Origin of the sequence: Cohnella cellulosilytica (genome assembly GCF_042431195.1) — a bacterium.
Taxonomy (GTDB): domain Bacteria; phylum Bacillota; class Bacilli; order Paenibacillales; family Paenibacillaceae; genus Cohnella; species Cohnella cellulosilytica.
On record NZ_JBHMDN010000011.1, the window covers coordinates 147,400 to 165,473 of the forward strand.

General features: G+C 58.4%; 17 protein-coding genes. 2 read left to right on the forward strand and 15 right to left on the reverse strand.

Annotated features, from left to right (window positions below):
* Positions 1–132: 132 nt before the first annotated feature.
* The gene (locus tag ACFFT4_RS08250) at positions 133–555 is read right to left on the reverse strand and encodes a GNAT family N-acetyltransferase (RefSeq protein WP_378046643.1); all 423 of its coding nucleotides are present in this window, start codon (positions 553–555) and stop codon (positions 133–135) included.
* Between the two features lie 397 nt (positions 556–952).
* Between ACFFT4_RS08250 and ACFFT4_RS08255 the strand changes: the two genes are divergently transcribed.
* On the forward strand, positions 953–1,564 hold the full coding sequence (locus ACFFT4_RS08255) for a superoxide dismutase (protein ID WP_378046645.1): 612 nt from the start codon (positions 953–955) through the stop codon (positions 1,562–1,564).
* Positions 1,565–1,802: 238 nt separating this feature from the next.
* Here the strand turns inward: ACFFT4_RS08255 and ACFFT4_RS08260 are convergent, their stop codons facing one another.
* The 9 genes from ACFFT4_RS08260 to ACFFT4_RS08300 all read right to left on the reverse strand — a co-directional run bounded on the left by ACFFT4_RS08260 (position 1,803) and on the right by ACFFT4_RS08300 (position 9,398).
* Positions 1,803–2,816: a protoglobin domain-containing protein gene (locus ACFFT4_RS08260; protein ID WP_378046698.1), complete on the reverse strand. Its 1,014-nt coding sequence runs from the start codon at positions 2,814–2,816 to the stop codon at positions 1,803–1,805.
* A gap of 118 nt (positions 2,817–2,934) precedes the next feature.
* Positions 2,935–4,080 carry an A/G-specific adenine glycosylase gene (gene mutY / locus ACFFT4_RS08265; RefSeq protein ID WP_378046647.1) on the reverse strand — a complete coding sequence of 382 codons (1,146 nt, stop codon included), beginning with the start codon at positions 4,078–4,080 and terminating at the stop codon, positions 2,935–2,937.
* Between the two features lie 2 nt (positions 4,081–4,082).
* Complete coding sequence (locus ACFFT4_RS08270) at positions 4,083–4,958, reverse strand: AraC family transcriptional regulator (protein ID WP_378046648.1); 876 nt, start codon at positions 4,956–4,958, stop codon at positions 4,083–4,085.
* 155 nt (positions 4,959–5,113) lie between these two features.
* Positions 5,114–5,506 (reverse strand): holo-ACP synthase, encoded by a 393-nt coding sequence (gene acpS, locus ACFFT4_RS08275; RefSeq protein ID WP_378046650.1) that lies wholly within the window; start codon positions 5,504–5,506, stop codon positions 5,114–5,116.
* Positions 5,507–5,514: 8 nt separating this feature from the next.
* Positions 5,515–6,327 carry an NAD(+) synthase gene (gene nadE / locus ACFFT4_RS08280; RefSeq protein WP_378046652.1) on the reverse strand — a complete coding sequence of 271 codons (813 nt, stop codon included), beginning with the start codon at positions 6,325–6,327 and terminating at the stop codon, positions 5,515–5,517.
* Positions 6,328–6,405: 78 nt separating this feature from the next.
* Complete coding sequence (locus ACFFT4_RS08285; protein WP_378046699.1) at positions 6,406–6,840, reverse strand: BrxA/BrxB family bacilliredoxin; 435 nt, start codon at positions 6,838–6,840, stop codon at positions 6,406–6,408.
* Positions 6,841–6,987: 147 nt separating this feature from the next.
* Complete coding sequence (locus tag ACFFT4_RS08290; protein ID WP_378046654.1) at positions 6,988–7,407, reverse strand: DUF3905 domain-containing protein; 420 nt, start codon at positions 7,405–7,407, stop codon at positions 6,988–6,990.
* A 2-nt stretch (positions 7,408–7,409) separates the two neighbouring features.
* On the reverse strand, positions 7,410–7,535 hold the full coding sequence (locus ACFFT4_RS08295) for a hypothetical protein (protein WP_378046656.1): 126 nt from the start codon (positions 7,533–7,535) through the stop codon (positions 7,410–7,412).
* 210 nt (positions 7,536–7,745) lie between these two features.
* Positions 7,746–9,398: an ATP-binding protein gene (locus ACFFT4_RS08300; protein ID WP_378046657.1), complete on the reverse strand. Its 1,653-nt coding sequence runs from the start codon at positions 9,396–9,398 to the stop codon at positions 7,746–7,748.
* 239 nt (positions 9,399–9,637) lie between these two features.
* Between ACFFT4_RS08300 and ACFFT4_RS08305 the strand changes: the two genes are divergently transcribed.
* Positions 9,638–10,894, forward strand: coding sequence for a BaiN/RdsA family NAD(P)/FAD-dependent oxidoreductase (locus ACFFT4_RS08305; protein WP_378046658.1), 1,257 nt, complete (start codon positions 9,638–9,640; stop codon positions 10,892–10,894).
* Between the two features lie 1,345 nt (positions 10,895–12,239).
* On the opposite strand, the gene ACFFT4_RS08310 is transcribed toward ACFFT4_RS08305, so the two are convergent.
* The 5 genes from ACFFT4_RS08310 to xylA form a co-directional block, all read right to left on the reverse strand.
* A complete protein-coding gene (locus ACFFT4_RS08310) occupies positions 12,240–12,614 on the reverse strand; it encodes a hypothetical protein (protein ID WP_378046660.1) in 375 nt (124 codons plus the stop codon).
* Between the two features lie 68 nt (positions 12,615–12,682).
* A complete protein-coding gene (locus ACFFT4_RS08315) occupies positions 12,683–13,990 on the reverse strand; it encodes an ABC transporter permease (RefSeq protein ID WP_378046662.1) in 1,308 nt (435 codons plus the stop codon).
* Positions 13,987–14,793: an ABC transporter ATP-binding protein gene (locus tag ACFFT4_RS08320; protein WP_378046664.1), complete on the reverse strand. Its 807-nt coding sequence runs from the start codon at positions 14,791–14,793 to the stop codon at positions 13,987–13,989. The genes ACFFT4_RS08315 and ACFFT4_RS08320 overlap by 4 nt, the downstream gene beginning before the upstream one ends.
* A gap of 210 nt (positions 14,794–15,003) precedes the next feature.
* Positions 15,004–16,500, reverse strand: coding sequence for a xylulokinase (xylB, locus tag ACFFT4_RS08325; protein ID WP_378046666.1), 1,497 nt, complete (start codon positions 16,498–16,500; stop codon positions 15,004–15,006).
* A 15-nt stretch (positions 16,501–16,515) separates the two neighbouring features.
* Positions 16,516–17,829, reverse strand: coding sequence for a xylose isomerase (gene xylA / locus ACFFT4_RS08330; protein ID WP_378046668.1), 1,314 nt, complete (start codon positions 17,827–17,829; stop codon positions 16,516–16,518).
* Positions 17,830–18,074 lie beyond the last annotated feature (245 nt).

Sequence of the window (18,074 nt, forward strand, 5' to 3'; positions counted from 1 at the left end):
TCCTTGCGGTTCTGGTTGAAGGAGCAGCCGCCGAATACCTGCCCGTACCTTTGCGTAATATAAGAAAAGCATATCTCTCCGCCAAAAGCAATGGCGCCAAAGATATGCTTTCCATGAATCCGTTCGCTTGTTTCAGCCTGCCACGATCGCAAGCGGCTGAGTTAACTGTACGATATCGACGGATCTGATGCCGAGAGAGTCGTAGAAGGGACGAAGCAGCTCGTTGTGCTTGTCCTCGGCGATAAGAACCTTCAGAACCTTGCGCTGTTTGAACCGCTTGCCCATCTGAGAGACCAGCTGCCTTCCGACGCCCTGTCCTCTGAAGCTGTCCCGAACCGCGATGCGATAGACGTAGCCTTTATGATGGTCGATCGTTCCGATCAATACGCCGACGATATTCCCGGCCGATTCCGCCACGAGCACCAGATCGCTGTCCCAGGACAGCTGGCGGGCGAAAGCTCCCATCGTTTCCTCGCAGCATTCTTCCGACAATACTTCCTCCAGAAGCTCCGCGACCAATCTGTAGTCTGACAATTGGAAAGAACGAATCTGCATGCTGTCTTATCCTCCGAGCATTCAGTTTTACATCCAGTTAACAACGGTCTCTTCATTTTACGACAATTTGGCGAAAATTCTAGCTTTTTTATTAAAATAAGCTAATTTTTTTCGTAAAACTGCTAGATAGCGCGATGAAAACGCTTAATTAACAAGAAAACAACCTGTAACTTAATATAAATGCGGAAATTTAGGCGAAAATCGCTATAAACGGTGAATACAAGCGTTCGAGAATGGAAAGTTTAAAGAGGCTGCAATTCACACGAAAAGGGTTGCCTTTTGACCTCTTCCGGACTTTTTATACCTTTATGTTGATTTAATCGGAAGGATATTGGATAATAAAGATTGTGAGCGAATAAGCTACATATCGCAATCCCATTTTAGGAGGTAATTGACCATGGCACACGAATTACCGGCACTTCCTTACGCGACGAACGCGCTTGAGCCGCACATCGACGCAACGACGATGGAGATCCATCACGGCCGTCACCACAACACTTACGTAACGAACCTGAACAACGCGCTGAAATCCGCTCCCGAGCTGGAAAGCAAAAGCGTTGAAGATCTGATCTCCGACCTGAACGCCGTTCCGGAAAGCATCCGCACCGCGGTTCGCAACAACGGCGGCGGTCACGCCAACCACAGCCTGTTCTGGAAAACGATCAGCCCAAGCGGCGGCGGTCAACCGTCCGGCGCTCTGGCATCGGCAATCGACGCGGAGCTTGGCGGCTTCGACAAGTTCAAGGAATCGTTCGCAGCCGCGGCTACGACTCGTTTCGGCTCCGGCTGGGCTTGGCTGGCGCTCGGCAAAGACGGCAAGCTGAAAGTATACAGCCTGCCTAACCAGGACAGCCCGATCATGGAAGGCGACACGCCGCTGCTCGGACTGGACGTATGGGAGCACGCTTACTATCTGAAATATCAGAACAAGCGCCCGGACTACATCGCCGCTTTCTGGAACGTCGTGGACTGGAACGCAGTCGGCGCGACTTACGACTCGGCTAAGTAATCGGAATAAAGCAGGGGCTGTCCCCCAAGCAGAACGTACAGAATTATCGATGAACAAGAAGAAGCATCTATCTCCCGGAGACTGCCTCATGCGGTCCTGAAATCACCTTTTGACGGGTTTACTATTCCCATTTCAGGATCGCATAGCAGCGGAGGGAGATAGATGCAGCTTGCATCATTCCATCGATAATGGTTCGGTACGGCTCTCTTGCTTGGGGACAGTCCCTTTTTTAACTCCCTTAATGAACGACTTCCTCTTCAAGCAAACCGTTCAAATCCGCCGCGACCGTGTCGATCATGTTCACGAAGGAAGACAGCTCCTGCGAGCTTGCCGCTTGCTCCCGCGAGAACTTCACCGTCTCCTCGCTGCCGTGCTTGACTTCGTCGAGCGCCGAGCGAATTTCCTTCAGCTTGCCCTGAATCGTAAGCAGCGACTGCTTGGAGCTCGTCGCCAGCTTGCGGATCTCGTTGGCGACGACCTCGAAGCCGAGACCGGCCTCTCCCGCCCTGGCCGCTTCCAGCGCCGCGTTTAAACCTATCAGATGCGTCTGGTCGGAAATCTCCCGCATCGCCGTGCCCAACTGGCCGATTTCGTCGATGCTGCCCGCCAACTCCCGCACCTTCTCGTTGGAATTCTCCTGAACGGACGCCGTATGGGAAGCGTTCGAGGCCACGAGATTGCTGCTGGCGTTTAACTGCACCATCATCGAGGACAGCTCTTGCACGACGGAGCTCACCTTGGCCAACATATTTTGACGCGATTCGACCAGCTTCTCGATTTTCGCCTTCTCGTCTTCCTCGTAAGCTTCGAGCACGATCTGGGAATCGAGGTTGAACATTTTGCTAAGCGCGTGAACCGATCTGACCCAATCGTCGGGATCGACCCGTTTCAGATGCCTGGTCGCCAGATCCAAATACAGAATGTAGGTTCCCAAATACCAATTCGTCGTTAACCCGATTCTGGAGTGAACTTTTCCGATATACAGCCTCTTGTCGAAGAAAGCGTCGTCGAGCTCGCCGTCCGTCATCGATCGGAAGTACCAGCGCTGCGTCTCCTTGAGCCGCTCGATCGTACTGTTGGCGTTGATCAGCTCCAGCAGCTCGGGCTCCCCGGTAATTCGTTCGTAGAGCTCGTCCACCACTTGATCCGTGATTTCGGCGAACTGAACTTGCTTCGACTTCAGCAGAGCCAGATCGTCCTCCGAAATGCCGATGTAATTAAGTTGCTTAAATCTCGAATCGCTGACTCGAATCTAGCAGCTCCCTCCTGTCCATTGCCCCGATAGTTTGAGTAAAGCGCTTCCTCATCTACTAGAGTGGCTTGAAAAAGCCCTTTCGTCAAGCCCCGATCTCCTTCGGCAGGCGAACCGTTTATCCGCGCCGGACAAGCAGGAAATATTCCGTTAGCAGCTTGCGGAAAACGTTCGGCCAGGCATAGTTCTCGAACTCCTCGGGGCCGATCCAGCGGTAGCCGGTTCTGTCCGCCACGTACCGCTCCTCGAGAGCGGCGGCGCCCAGCACTTTGATTTTCCATACGAGATGGGTGAAAATATGCTGCGCTTCCCCTACAACCTCGTTCGACGCCTTCACGCGCACGCCATCCTCCGCCAGAGCCGCCTCCAGCAGCCCGGCCCCCTCGTCCAGCCGGTTCCAGATTTCCTCGTCCGGCGCCTCGATATGGGGCAGCTCCCACATTTGCGCCAGCAGGCCCGTCTCCGGCCGCTGGCGGACGAGCACCTTGCCGGCGTAGGCGCCGGTCCCCTCGATCAGCGCCGCCAAGCGGAAGACCGGTCTGGCCTTCTTCGCCTTCGTCTTTACGGGAAGCTCCCGCTCCCGGCCCTGCAGTCTGCCTTCGCAATGCTCTCCGACCGGACAAACCGGACACGAAGGCGATTTCGGCGTGCACACCATCGCCCCGAGCTCCATCAGCGCCTGATTGAAGTCCGCGGCCTGACCTTCCGGGATCAGCGACTGGGCCAGGCTCTCCATCGCCACCCGCGTCGCGGGACGGGCGATGTCGTCCTCCAGACAGAAGTACCGCGACAGCACCCGCATCACGTTGCCGTCCACCGCCGGCTCGGGCTGGTCGTACGCGATGCTGAGGATCGCCCCGGTCGTGTACGGCCCGACGCCCTTCAGTCCCGACACCTCCGCCTTGCCGCGCGGAACCTCGCCTCCGTAATGCTCGACCACCTCGCGCGCGGCGGCTTGCAGATTGCGGGCCCGGGAATAATAGCCCAGCCCCTCCCAATGCTTCAGCACGTCGTCCTCCGGCGCCTCGGCCAGATGCCGCAGCGTCGGAAACCGTCCCACGAACCGGTTGAAATACGGAATGACCGTATCCACGCGCGTCTGTTGAAGCATAATCTCCGACACCCAAATATGATAAGGATTCCGGCTTCTTCTCCAGGGCAGATCGCGCCTCTCCTTGCGATACCACCGCAGCAGGCCTTCGCCGAAATACCGTTTGTTCCCGATGTCCGTTAACTCTCCGGCTGCCGTCGCTTTATCCGTCAACGTCAATTCCCCTCTTCCCGGTCGGTACTTTCCGCTTCGGACGAAGCGGCGATGAACGCCGCCTGCTTGCGGAAGCGGCTGGGCGTCAGCCCCGTGTGCGCTTTGAACATTCTGGAGAAATAGTAGATTTGCATGCCGACCTGCCCGGCGACGGAAGAGACGTTGCTGTTCGGCTGCAGGAGCAGGTTTTTGGCGATTTCCATCCGCCGGAGATTGACATACTGAATTGGCGAATATCCGAGAATGCCTTTGAAGAACACAATAAAATAATTCGGATGCAGGTAAACCTGCTTGGCCATATTTTCGACGGTAATGTTGTCCCCGAGATGTTCGTCGATATATTTGAGCACCATGTCGATCTTCTGCAGCTCGTCGGTCGGCGCGTCGTTGTCGATAAGAGAAAGGCTGTCCAAATAGTAGCTGATCAGCTCCAGCATCGCCGCTTTGATTTTAAGCTTGGAGGTCAGGCCGTTGCGCGCCGATTCCTCGAACACGCGGACGAAAATTCCGGAGATCGCCGCCTCGTCTTCCACCTGGATATAGTACGGAATTTGCAGCGTGCGGTATAGATCCCGATCCTCGTAGCTGCTGCGAAAATGGCACCACTGCAGCGTCGCCGTCTCGCCCGCCTCCAGCACGATCCGATGAGGCATCCCCGCCAGCATAATGAACAGCTTGCCTTTTTCCAGCGGAATCTCCTTGTTCTGGGCGAACAGCTTGCCTGTCCCGGACTTCACGAACAGGAAGCGGTGGCAATCGTACACAGCATCCTTGTCCTTCAGAGACGAAGCGTCCAGCACGGTCTCCGCCGCGGCAGCCACTTCGACATGCATCTGCTCGAAATGCTTCATCATAATCGTAATATAATTCGTTTTCATCATTTAAGCCCCACTATCCGGATAGACTAATGTATTTCATCCCATTAGCATTCTTCCATTATACGTCACGAATAGATAGGCGTAAATTACCAGACTCCAAACTTCTAATCCAATAAATAACAGTCCGACCACAATAAGCTATCGGACTGTTGTCGCTATCGTTTTTCGATTAGTGCGGTAGCCGCCGCCATGGAACGCTCGTGCGTAATCGCGACATGCAGCCGGAAGCCCGAGCCTTCCCAGCCGAGACGGGCGATCGCGGCCGGGGACAACGTGCATTCCGGCTTGCCCAGCTCGTCCGGGAGCACCTCGATGTCCTGAAACCCGACCGCGGCCCCGATTCCGCATCCGAGCGCCTTCACGACCGCTTCCTTGGCGGCGAATCTGCCGCTGGCGTACTCTACGGCCCGCCGGGGCGGCAGCCCCTCCCAAATCTTGCGTTCTCCGGGGGTCAGCACCTTGTCGATAAACCTCGACCCGCTCCGTCCCGCGAGAATGTTCGCCATTCGCGCCAGCTCGACGACATCCAGCCCGATTCCGACGATCATGCCGCCGGTCAGATCCCCGGAATCGGCTGCCGCTTGTGCTGCGAGCGCAAGTAATGCTTCTCGAGAATTTCCCTGGCCTTCGGATCGACGTCCTTGCCCTCCAGGTAGTCGCTGTTGTCCTCGTAGCTGACGCCCAATTCCTGCTCGTCGGTCTGGCCTTCCCACAGCCCGGCGGTCGGCGTCTTGTCGACGACGCTCGCGGGCACGCCGAGCCGGCGGGCCACTTCGCGGATTTGACGCTTGTTAAGCGTACTGAGCGGGGTAATATCGACGGCGCCGTCTCCCCACTTCGTGAAAAAGCCGGTCAGCGCTTCGGAAGCATGGTCCGTTCCCACGACAAGCAAGTTCAAATCGAAGGCCAGCGCGTACTGGACGACCATTCTCGTGCGGGCTTTGACGTTCCCCTTGCCTCCGCGGCTGATATGACGGTGGATGCTCAAAGCCTTGAAGGCATGCTCGGTCTCCAGCGCGATCTCGTCGACCGCATCCTCGATGTTCGTCTCGACTTTGTGCGTCAGTCGGAACGCCTCGGCCACTTCGTAGCTGTGGTGGATGTCCTCCTGCTCTCCGTAAGGCTGGAATACGCCCAGCGTGATGTACTCCTTGCCCGTCTCCTGCGACAGCTCGTCCGTGGCGAGCTTGCACAGTCCGGCCGCCACGGCGCTGTCCACCCCTCCGCTGATCGCGATCAGCAGCCCGGTCGCCCCCGCCTGCACGACATAATCTTTCAGAAACCGGACTCTCCGCCTGATTTCCTCGTCGGCGTCGATCGTCGGTCTAACCCCGAGCTTCTCGATAACCTGTTGCTGAAGCGTCGTCATTTACGTCATCCTCCCTAAGCGCAAAAAATATCCCGGCGACTCGGGCGCGAGCGGCCTCTGCCTCCGGGAACGACTTCATTAACGGCAATAACGGTCGAAGGCATCGGTCAGATCGGCCGCGATCTCCTCCGCGCTGCGATTCTCAATCTGGTGCCTCTCGATGAAGTGCACGAGCTCCCCGTCCTTCATCAACGCGATCGAAGGCGAGGATGGCGGGTACGGCAGGAAATACTCCCGCGCTTTCGCCGTCGCTTCCTTGTCCTGTCCCGCGAATACCGTGAACAGATGGTCGGGAACGACGTCGTGCTGCAGCGCCTCGGCAACGCCGGGACGGCATTGTCCGGCCGCACAGCCGCACACGGAGTTCACGACGACAAGCGCGGTGCCGGCAGCTCCCGGAAGGTTCTCTTCCACTTCCTCGGGGGTTCTCAGCTCTTGAATGCCGACTCGCGTCAAGTCGTCGCGCATCGGTTGGATCATATCCAGCATATATCTTTCGAAAGACATCGACATCATAAGGCGCCTCTCTTTCCGTACGAGAATTGGCGGCATGCATATTCCGCTAAGCTTCATTATAACGCGCTGCCGCAAGCTCCGTCAAAGCCGATTCGGCAGTCCGCCGCCCATTCTCGCTCAATCGCCCTCCGTCCGCTACGCCGTTCAGGGCTCGTCCAGCACTTCCGGCACCGGATAACCCGTATCGTCATCCGGGTCGATGCTCGAGGCGGACGAATGCGTCGGGTGCGCGAACGGGCGGGACGAGGTAACGCCCCGCTCGAACAGCTCGCGGTTCTCGCTCGTCAGAAACCCGACATCCTTATAGGGATGCACCCACTGCTCTCCCGCCATGACGGACGGGTCCGTCTCCTCGCTCCACTGCTGCAGCGGGGAATTTTCGGACTCGTAATCGTGGTCCCCGATCACGACTTCGTGCTCGTTCACGAACGGCTCCCTCGGTCCGCGGCTTTGGCGGAATTCCGGGAGGAATTCGATCTCGAACGGATCCAGCGCCGGGTCGTCGCGGCCCGGCGCTGGCTTCGCTCCGGCATAGGGCTTGGTCTTCTTCCCGCGGCCGCTCATGATCAGGTGGAAGGACGGTTGGGACCGTCCAGCTTCTTGTCGTAGGCGGGAGATAACGGGGAAGCTTTGCTCTTGCCGCGGTCTTCGGCCTGCCGTCCGGACTTCGACGCACCTTCGTTTTTGGGCATGGGAACCTCCTCCTTGTCTGGTCGATTCACCCGTAGTGTAACCGAAACAAGGGCGGTTATCCGTACGGCCGAACGAGGAGTGATCCGGGCAGCAGGGCAAGAAGACGATTGCACCGTCGAACAATGGAGATGTGCGCAACCGGGACCAAGATACGATTCGCACCGTCGAACAATTGGGGGATACGCGCAGCCGGCAGCAGGGCACCCGCCTTACTTTGCGGCGGGCTTGTTGAAGGCGGCGATAAAGGTCGTCCCCTCGCCGACGGTCGATTCCACTTGGATTTTGCCGTTGTGGCGCTCCACGATGCTTAAGCACAGCGCCAGGCCAAGCCCGGTTCCGTTCGTCTTCGTCGTGAAGAACGGCTCGAACAGCTGCTTCAGCTTCTCCGGCGGGATGCCGACGCCGTTGTCGCTGACGCGCAGTTGGACGACGTCCGGCAGGTTCATCGTTTCGATCCTCAGCACGCCCTTATCGTTCATCGCTTCCATCCCGTTTCGCGACAAATTCAGCACGAGCTGCTTCATCTCTTTGCTGTTCATCGGAATCGACTCTATATTTTCGTCAATCCGCAAGTCGATGCTCTGGCCTCTCATGTTCGCGTCCGCCCAGATCAGCGGAAGCAGGTCGTTCAGCAGCTCGTTAAGATTGGACGGTTCCTTCTCGATGATACGGTTCTGGGCCAAGGATAGAAAATCGTTAATGATCGAGTTCGTGCGGTCCAGCTCTTCCAGGACGATGTGAAAATAGGTTTTCTGCTCTGCGGGACTTCGCTCGTTAAGCAGCTGCACGAACCCGCGGATGACCGCCAGCGGATTGCGGATCTCGTGCGTAATGCTGGCGGCCATCTGTCCGACCAGGCTCAGCCGCTCCATTCTGTCGACCTCTCCCTGGAGACGATGGAGCTCGGTCACGTCGTGCCCGATGAGCAGCATGCCGTCCGTCCCCTGCGCCGGCATGTCTTTGATCGAACAGTAAATCGTATAAAACATGCGATCGTTCAGTCTGACGATCTCCGTCAGCTTCTCCTCGCCCTGCAGAATCCGCTCCATCGGATCGGAATCGACGGTCGTCCCCAGCCTTTCGAGAAAAGCGGAGAAGGTTAGCTGCAGCAAATCCTTGCGTTCCAACGGGGCGACGATCTTGAGCGCCATATCGTTCACATGCGTAATGCGCCCTTCGTTATCGAAAAAAATAACCATCAATGGGGAATTGTCGATAAATTGCTGGAGCCTGCGCACCTCCTTGCGGTACTTCAGCGAGACGTCGCGCAGCTGCACCTGCAGTTGAATCCGTTCGAAGCCCAGCTCGATAAAATGGGCGCACAGCAGCGTTACGACGCTGAATACGGATACATACACGAACGAGACGCTCAACACCTCGGTCGCGTTGCCGGTCAAGCGCCGCGGCATTTCGATGAGGTACGATGCGATCTGGAACACGGAAAGAAACAAGCAAAAATAGAGGACAAGCCTGAGCCTTCCCCGACGATTGAGAGTTCCGAAACCGGGTATCTTCGCGTACAGCACGGGAATATAGATCGCCAGAAAACCGATGAGCACGACATATTCCCATCGAAACGCAATCTCCCCTAATCGCGAAACGACATAGACAACCAGCAGTCCAAAAGCGATCGGAAGACCTCCGTACAGAGAACCGATCAAAAAAGGAACATGGCGCAGGTCGAAATGGACGCCATGATTGGTTACCGTCGTATAGTTCATATTCAAGAGCATAACCAGTCCGCAGCAAACTCCGATGAACAAACGCGAAGAACCGAATCTTTCAGGCTTGGCGTACCAGACCATGAACATAAAAACGGGAAGAAATGCAATCAGGATCTGCAGCAGCGACTCTTTCCACATCCAAGCGAACCTCCCGCAACAACGGATCGGCCTCTACCCATTCTTAGCCATACTAAATGTAATACCGTTTTTCTATATGAATCAATTAGATTAAAGCACATCTCTCCATCCGTTACAATATAAGGGAGTAATAATATTAGCAATTTATCCAATTCCGCGAATCTCTTTGCGTTCCGGACTTTGAGATTGGGATTCCCGATGATACACTTTAACCACAACGACCAATCAGGAGAATCGATATGGACTACGACGCAATCGTCATCGGAGGCGGTTCGGCGGGCTTAATGGCCGCTATCGCCGCCAGCAAGCACGGCGCAAAAACGCTGCTGCTGGACAAGGGGGACAAGCTGGGGCGCAAGCTCGGCATATCCGGCGGCGGCCGATGCAACGTGACGAACAACAAGGAACCCGACGAGCTGATCCGCAACATTCCCGGCAACGGCCGGTTTCTGTACAGCTCCCTGGCCAATTTCGACAACAAGGATATTATCGCTTTTTTTGAAAATCTGGGCATTCGGCTGAAAGAAGAAGACAACGGCCGGATGTTTCCCGTCACGGATCGGGCCAAGACGGTCGTCGATACGTTGGTCGGGCAGGTGCGCAAGCAAGGCGTCGACATTCGCGTGAACGCTCCCGTGGATGCCGTGCGGTACGACGACGGACGCGTGTCGGGGGTGCGGCTGCGCTCCGGAGAGACGATTGACGCGCGCGCGGTCATCGTCGCTTCGGGCGGCAAATCCGTGCCGCAGACGGGCTCCACCGGGGACGGCTATGCATGGGCGGAGAAAGCCGGGCATACGATCACCGAGCTGTTCCCGACGGAAGTTCCCCTGACCTCCAACGAGCCTTTTATTGCGAGCAAGGAGCTTCAAGGGTTGAGCCTGCGGGATGTCACCTTGTCGGTCTGGAATCGCAAAGGCAAGCGAATCGTCGAGCATCGGGGAGATATGATATTTACGCATTTCGGCCTGTCGGGCCCGATCGCGCTGCGGTGCAGCCAGTTCGTCGTCCGGGAGCTCAAAGCCTCCGGAGCCGGCAACGTCGAAGTGTCGATCGATCTGATGCCGGACAAGAGCGCGGACGAAGTTTATGCCGAGACGCTGAAGCTGGCGGAGCTGGAGCCGAAGAAGGCGGTCAAGAACGTGCTGAAGGCTTGTCTCCCCGAGAAAATGATTCCTCCGCTGCTGCGCGGAGCCGAACTGGCGGAGGCGGTCACCTACGACAACCTGCCGCGCCAGGCGTGGAGCCGTCTCGCCGGGCTGATCAAACGCTTCCCGGTCCGGGTGTACGGCACGCTGTCGATCGAGGACGCTTTCGTGACGGGCGGAGGCGTCAGCCTGAAGGAGATTGACCCGAAGACGATGGAGTCGAAGCTGACGAAGGGACTATACTTCTGCGGAGAGGTGCTCGACATTCACGGCTACACCGGCGGCTACAACATTACGGCGGCCTTCTCGACCGGGTACACGGCGGGAATGCACGCAGCTCGCGGATAAACATACGATGACTGACCGACGGCGGACCAATTCGCATGCTTGAACGAAGGAATCGTGCACACACCTCTCCAACCGACCGTTCTTGCGGCCCGGCGGACCGCTAAGCGTGCCGATTCGGGCGGGTGACCGCTTTTAACGGTCCGACAGACCGTTAAACGTGCCGGTTCGGGCGGGTGTCCGTTTTTAACGGTCCGACGGACCGCTAAACGAGCCGATTCGGGCGATTGACCGCTTTTAACGGTCCCGGTCCGACAGACCGCTAAGCGGGCCGATTCGGGCGGGTGACCGCTTTTAACGGCCCGACAGACCGCTAAGCGTGCCGATTCAGGCGAGTGACCGCTTTTAACGGTCCGACGGACCGCTAAACGTGCCGATTCGGGCGGGTGACCGCTTTTAACGGTCCGACGGACCGCTAAACGTGCCGATTCGGGCGGATGACCGCTTTTAACGGTCCGACAGACTGCTAAGCGTGCCGATTCGGGCGGGTGACCGCTTTTAACGGTCCGACGGACCGCTAAGCGTGCCGGCTCGGGCGGGTGACCCCTTTTAACGGCCCGACAGACCGCTAAGCGTGCCAGTTCGGGCGGGTGACCCCTTTTAACGGTCCGACGGACCGCTAAACGAGCCGATTCGGGCGATTGACGGTTTTAACGGTCCGATGGACCGCTAAAAGTGCCGGTTCGAGCGGGTGACCGCTTTTAACGGTCCGGCAGACCGATAAACGAGCCAGTTCGAGCGGATGACCGCTTTTAACGGTCCGACGGACCGCTAAACGTGCCGATTCGGGCGGGTGACCGCTTTTAACGGTCCGATGGACCGCTAAACGGGTCCATTGGGCGCCTGAGAAGTGAGAAATGCGCGAAGGTGATCATACTCGGAGCACGGGTACGATAGTTGGAGAAGATTAACTTACAGCAAGGGACGCACAGGAGCCATAACCGGCCCGGCGCGTCCCTTGCGCTTTTATTTGGTGCCGGTGGTGGCCCAAACCCCTTCCCGGACATCGGCATGAGCGGCTCCAGAACCGATCGTAAGGGCCTTCATCGGATAGATTGACCAGATCCCCGCTCGTTCGCTCGAATCGAGCGCAGAAACTGTTGTCCGCCGGGCAGTCCCATTCGCTACATGTCTCGAATCGATCGTAGGACTCATCGTCGGTCGGACAAGCCCATTCGCTACGTGTCTCGAATCAATCGTAGGATTCATCGTCCGCCGAGCAGCTCCATTCGCTACGTTGTCTCGAATCGATCGTAGATCGTAGGAGCCGTCGTCGGTCGGACAGGCCATTCGCTATGTGGTCTCAAATCGATCGTAGGATTCATCATCGGTCGGACAAGCCCATTCGCTATGTGGTCTCGAATCGATCATAGGAGCCGTCGTCGGTTGGGTAAGCCGATTCGGGATTGGCGTTTTTGCTCTCGTTTTGGCGATAGTTCTCTATCCAATCCTCATTCACCGTATGGGCGGGAATCGGAATAGCGTCCATTCCGTAGGCGAAATCCGTCACGGTCACGGTCTCCGCCGGCGCGTGCTCCAGAAGCTGTCCCGAATAGCATTGCACGATCTCCAGCGCGGAGGTCAAATCTTCGTCCTCCACGTGAATATGCAGACGCCCTCCATCGTGCAGCTGGGGCTCGTAGCCCAGCTCGTCCAGCGTCTCGGCGGCCAAGCGGGCTTGGGCTTCTCCGGGAAACTGGAACAGAAGCGCGGCATGATTCATCGCATTCATTCCCTCCGTTGTTCGATAGCTCGTCGCTTGCGGTTAGCATCTCCCGGAACGGGGTTCGCCTATTCCCTTCGGCGCCGCGATGCCGCGAACGAGGCCGTGATCTCGCTCACCGTCTTGAGCCAATAATAGGCTGCGACGGGAGCCGCAGCGACCGCGAGCCAAGCCCATCCGCCGATTGTCCATCCGATCCGGAGCGCGATCAGCAGAGCCCACAGCAGCACAAGCGGCAGGGCGAGCCGCAGCGCCGCTTTGCGGGAGGCTTCTTTCTCCGCAGCGTCCTGCCAATCGAACAACGCAACATATGGCTCGGACATCCATTGCTTCCACTGCCTCCGGAGCGAGGCCGAGACAAGAAAAGGCAGGGCAAGCCACACAATGACGGCCAGAGGAATCGGAGTCAGCGCGATTGCGGCTGCGCCGGCCCACAGAAAATAAAGGAGCTGCTTCAACAGGTCCGGACGGCGTACGACCGACTTCATCCAACTGTCGGCCAGCCGATCGACGTCGTTATTGCGGTGCTTCAACAGCGGCTGCGACCGGGAAAACAGAATTGGCTTGCTCCGGCGCGGAATCGGCTTTTTCTCCAGCGTATCCATCAGAATCCAACCCACGAATGCCGCGTAAATCTCGTTTTCGGTCGCGATTTCGTGCAGCAGCGTCCCCCGCTTGCGGAGCCGCAGCAGCAAAAGCAGGCAAGCGGCGGCCAGGAACGCCGCGCCCAGCAGTAGCGTCATGCCCGGATTCGCCGCTCCCTTCGCCGCCAGCTCGGCCGCCCCGAAGACAAACGCGGCGCCGGCGGGCAGAGACGCCAGCCACCTGCGCCAGCCTCTCCAGCTTAACGCGATTCGGTCCCGAAGCATCGTCCATAGCAGACCCGCTGCGGCATAATAGACGGCGAGAGCGGCCAACGAAGCCGCGGACAGTCCGAACACGGGCAGCAGTATCGGAGACAGCGCCGCAGCCGCCGCGAATGAGACAAGCAGCCGGCTCGCTCCCCCATAGACGAACCCCATCCTTCCGAACCCGCGCCTCCATCCGGAATTGCGATAAAGGAACAGACCGTCTCCGGCTTCGGCGAACGTTCTGTATTTTCCCGCCAGTTGCAGCAGCGTCAGGAACAGCAAGATCGGATACAGCGGAAATTCCGCCAACACCGCAGGCGGATCGCGCATAAAATCCCTATACGTCCCGACGGCGATAAAAATACCCGGAAGCAAAATATACAGGCACACCGTCCAGTCCAGCACCGTCCGCCAGCAGCCCCAGATCGCTTTCCAGAAAGCCGCCGCCCGTTCGGCAAACAGCCTTGCCGGAGTAAAGCTCCCGATCCGCTTCGGCTCGTCCGGAGCCGTTTCTTGAGGGATCATGCTTCCACCTCATCGTCGACGGCCGTAAGCCGATGGAAGCAATCGAACAGGCGCGCTTCCGGCCCCAGGCCCGCCATTCGTCCGATCTCCTCCAGCGTCCCCGAAGCCGCCGTGCCTCCGTCGTGCACGAGCACGAATCGGTCGCACAGCCTTTCCGCCGAGTCCAGGACGTGCGTCGTCATCAGAATGGCGGCGCCCCGGCTTCGCTCTTCCTCCAGCGCGTCGATCAGCTCCAGCACCGCGCCCGGATCGAGTCCGATGAACGGCTCGTCCACCAGATACAGATCGGGCTTCAGCAGGAAGCCGACGATCAGCATCGTTTTCTGCTGCATGCCTTTGGAAAACTTCACCGGATAATGATGCCGGAATCCGTTCAAGCGAAAACGGCGCAGCAGCCTGTCCGCCCGCCGGTTCAGCTCGTCCTCGGACAAGCCGCTCGACGCCGCGGCGAGCACGAGATGCTCCCACAGCGTCAGCCTTTCGTAGACGATCGGCTGCTCGGGAATATAGGCGATTTTCGAGGAGATCGCGTTGTCCCGGGCCGCATTTTCCTCCTCGCCGCGCCAGAAGACTTTCGCTTTCCAATGGGGCAGGTGGCCGAGCAGCCCCTTCATAAGCGTGCTTTTCCCCGCGCCGTTCGGTCCGATCAGGCCGACCCGCTCGCCGGGCCGAACGTCCAGAACGACGTTCCTGACGATCGGATGTCCCGGCTCGTAACCCGCCTCGTCGATGTCCGCTCTCAGCAGATAGGGGCTGTCCGTTTCTTGTCCGTTTCTTGCCGCATCGTCGTTAGTGACAGTCAACGTCTTCCCTCCGCTTCATTTCCTCTGTGCGTTTCCGCACCTGTTTTCTACCCTAATTATGCACAATCTCGATAAATTACGAAATCCCGTGCCCGGAGGTTTCCCCGACAAAATAAAAAGAGCCCTCTCCCGTTTACCGGCCGGGAATTGCGAAGGCTCTTGAAGGAAAGGGAGGCATCCCTTGCCCATCTATTATTTTATCCGATTACACTAGTTTCGAAAAGCGTACAGCGCATGGTTGATATCCGCCGTCTGAGCGTACACCTGGCGATAAAGCTCGAACAGCTGCCCGTAACGGGCGCTGGCCGTCTCGTTCGGACGGTATACGCGCGCGTGCTTCACGAACGTCGCGCCGCATGCGTCCAGCGACGGGAACCAGCCGCAGCCGACCGCGGCCAGCATCGCCGCTCCGAGTCCGGGTCCCTGCTCGTTCTCGAGCGAAACTACGTCGGCCTTGAAAATGTCGGCCTGCATCTGCAGCCAGAGCGGATTTTTCGCTCCGCCGCCGATCGATACGACTTTGTCGACCGTTTTGCCTGCCGCGCGGAACATCTCGATCGACTCGTTCAGGGAGAACGTAATGCCCTCCATGACCGCCCGGGCGAAATGCGTTCTCGTATGGCTTCCGTCTACGCCGATGAAGCTGCCGCGGATTTTCGCATCGGCATGCGGCGTCCGCTCTCCGACGATATAAGGCGTGAACAGCAAGCCGTTCGAGCCCGCCGGAATCTCCTCCGCGCCCTGCAGCATCGCGTCGTACGATTCTCCCTTGGCGAACGTGTTGCGGAACCAACTGAGCGAGTAGCCCGCGGCGAGCGTGACGCCCATCGCGTAGAAGGCGTTCGGCTTCCCGTGGTTGAAGAAGTGCACCTTCCCCCGGTAATCGGCGGAAGCGTCCTCTTCGTACGTCAGCACGACGCCCGACGTTCCGATGCTGCACAGCGTCAGCCCCGGCGACAGAATGCCCGCCCCGATCGCTCCGCAGGCGTTGTCCGCGCCTCCCGCGAACACCTTCGTCTCCTGCCGCAGCCCGGTCGCGCTCGCCGCTTCGGCGGTCAGACCGCCGACGTGCGCTCCCGCTTCGACGAGCGGCGGGCAGAAGCCGGACGGAATCGAGAACGCGCCCAGCACGTCCTCGCTCCAGACGCGGCCCGCGACATCGAGCATCAGCGTGCCCGCCGCGTCCGACAGATCCATATGCTTCTCGCCGGTAAGGCGCAGCCGCACATAATCCTTGGGCAGCAGGAAGCTCGCCGCTTTCGCGTAAGCCTCGGGCTCATGCCGCTTCACCCACAGAAGCTTGGGCAGCGTGAAACCCTCCAGCGCAGGATTGCGGGTCACGGACAGCAGCTTGTCTCCGAGCGTCCGCTCGATCTCGCGGCATTGCTCCGTCGTGCGCGTATCGTTCCACAGAATCGCCCTGCGGACCGGCTTGTCGTACCCGTCCAGCAGCACGAGTCCGTGCATCTGGCCCGAAAAGCTGATCCCTTCGACGTCTTCCGGATCGGTGCGGGAGCCGGCCAGCAGATCGCGCAGCGCGGCGGTCGTACCCGTCACCCAATCCTCGGGGTCCTGCTCGCTCCACCCGGCTTTATCGTGGTAGAGCGGATATTCCCGGGTCGCTTCGGCGTACACGACGCCGTCCTGCCCGACGAGCAGCGTCTTGACCGCGCTCGTTCCCAAATCTACGCCAATGACATATTTCATGGAGAGGTCTCCTTCTTATACGCCGAAAATAATGTCGTTCAGGTTGGCTTTGATCTGCTCCAGACGACCGGATTCGTTGCGAATCGGCTTCGCTTGCAGCGCGTACGCTTCCAGCGACTTCAACGTCGCTTTGCCGGATACGATGTCGGCGCCGATGCCTTCGCCGAAGCTGGCGTAACGCTTGGCCACGATGTCGTCGATCACGCGCTCTTCGATCAGCTTCGCCGCCGCTTTCAGACCGCGGGCATAGGTGTCCATTCCGGCGATGTGGGCAAGGAACAAGTCCTCGTCCTCGAAGGACGAACGGCGTACCTTCGCGTCGAAGTTGACGCCGCCGCGGCCCAGGCCGTCGTTCTTCAAAATCTCGTACATCGCCAGCGACGTGGACACGAGATCGGTCGGGAATTCGTCCGTATCCCAGCCGAGCAGCAGGTCGCCCTGGTTCGCGTCGATGGAGCCGAGCATGCCGTTGATGCGGGCTACGCGGAGCTCATGCTCGAACGTGTGGCCGGCCAGCGTCGCGTGGTTCGCTTCGACGTTCAGCTTGAAGTGGTCCTTCAGGCCGTAGTTTTGCAGGAACGCAATCGCCGTAGCCGCGTCGAAATCGTATTGATGCTTGGACGGCTCCTTCGGCTTGGGCTCGATCAGGAACTGGGCGTCGAAGCCGATTTCCTTCGCGTAATCCACCGCCATGTGCAGGAAACGCGCCAGATTGTCGAGCTCCAGCTTCATATCGGTGTTCAGCAGGGATTCGTAGCCTTCGCGGCCGCCCCAGAAAACATAGTTTTCGGCTCCGAGCTCTTTGCCGACCTCAAGTCCTTTTTTCAGCGTAGCCGCCGCGTAAGCGAACACCTCGGCGTTGCTCGTCGTGCCGGCGCCGTGAACGTAGCGCGGGTTCGTGAACAGGTTGACCGTGTTCCAGAGCAGCTTCTTGCCCGTCGACTTCTGATAATCCTTCAGCATGGCGACGATGACATCGAGATTTTTGTTCGTCTCGGCCAGCGTAGCGCCTTCCGGAGCGATGTCCGCATCGTGGAAAGCGTAGAACGGAACGTTCAGCTTCTCCAACAGCTCGAAGTTGGCTTCCACGCGGGCTTTCGCCTTGTCCAGCGGAGCAAGGGAATCCCAGCTCCGAACCGCCGTGCCGGCGCCGAACGGATCGCTGCCGTTGGCGTTAAACGTGTGCCAATAAGCGACGGCGAAGCGCAGATGCTCCTCCATCGTTTTGCCGAACACGACCTCTTGCGGGTTGTAATGACGGAATGCGAACGGATTTTGCGAATCGCGTCCTTCGTACTGGATCTTGGGAACGTTAGGGAATTTGCTCATAACGGATATAGGCCTCCTTGAAAGCGGTGTCAGTTTTGTAACCTGATAACAGCATACCACCTCGAACTTAGTTTGTCTATCCAATAAACTAAGTTTGAGCGAGTGAAGGAGATCCTTGTTTTGGATAGCTGCAGGGCCACGAAGGTTTTTCCGCTTTTTACTTCTGTCATCAAAATATCCTGCCTCGGAAAATCGGAACTAAAGCGGCCGTTATTCGCGGGGGAAGGATCTGCCGCCTTGCGTTT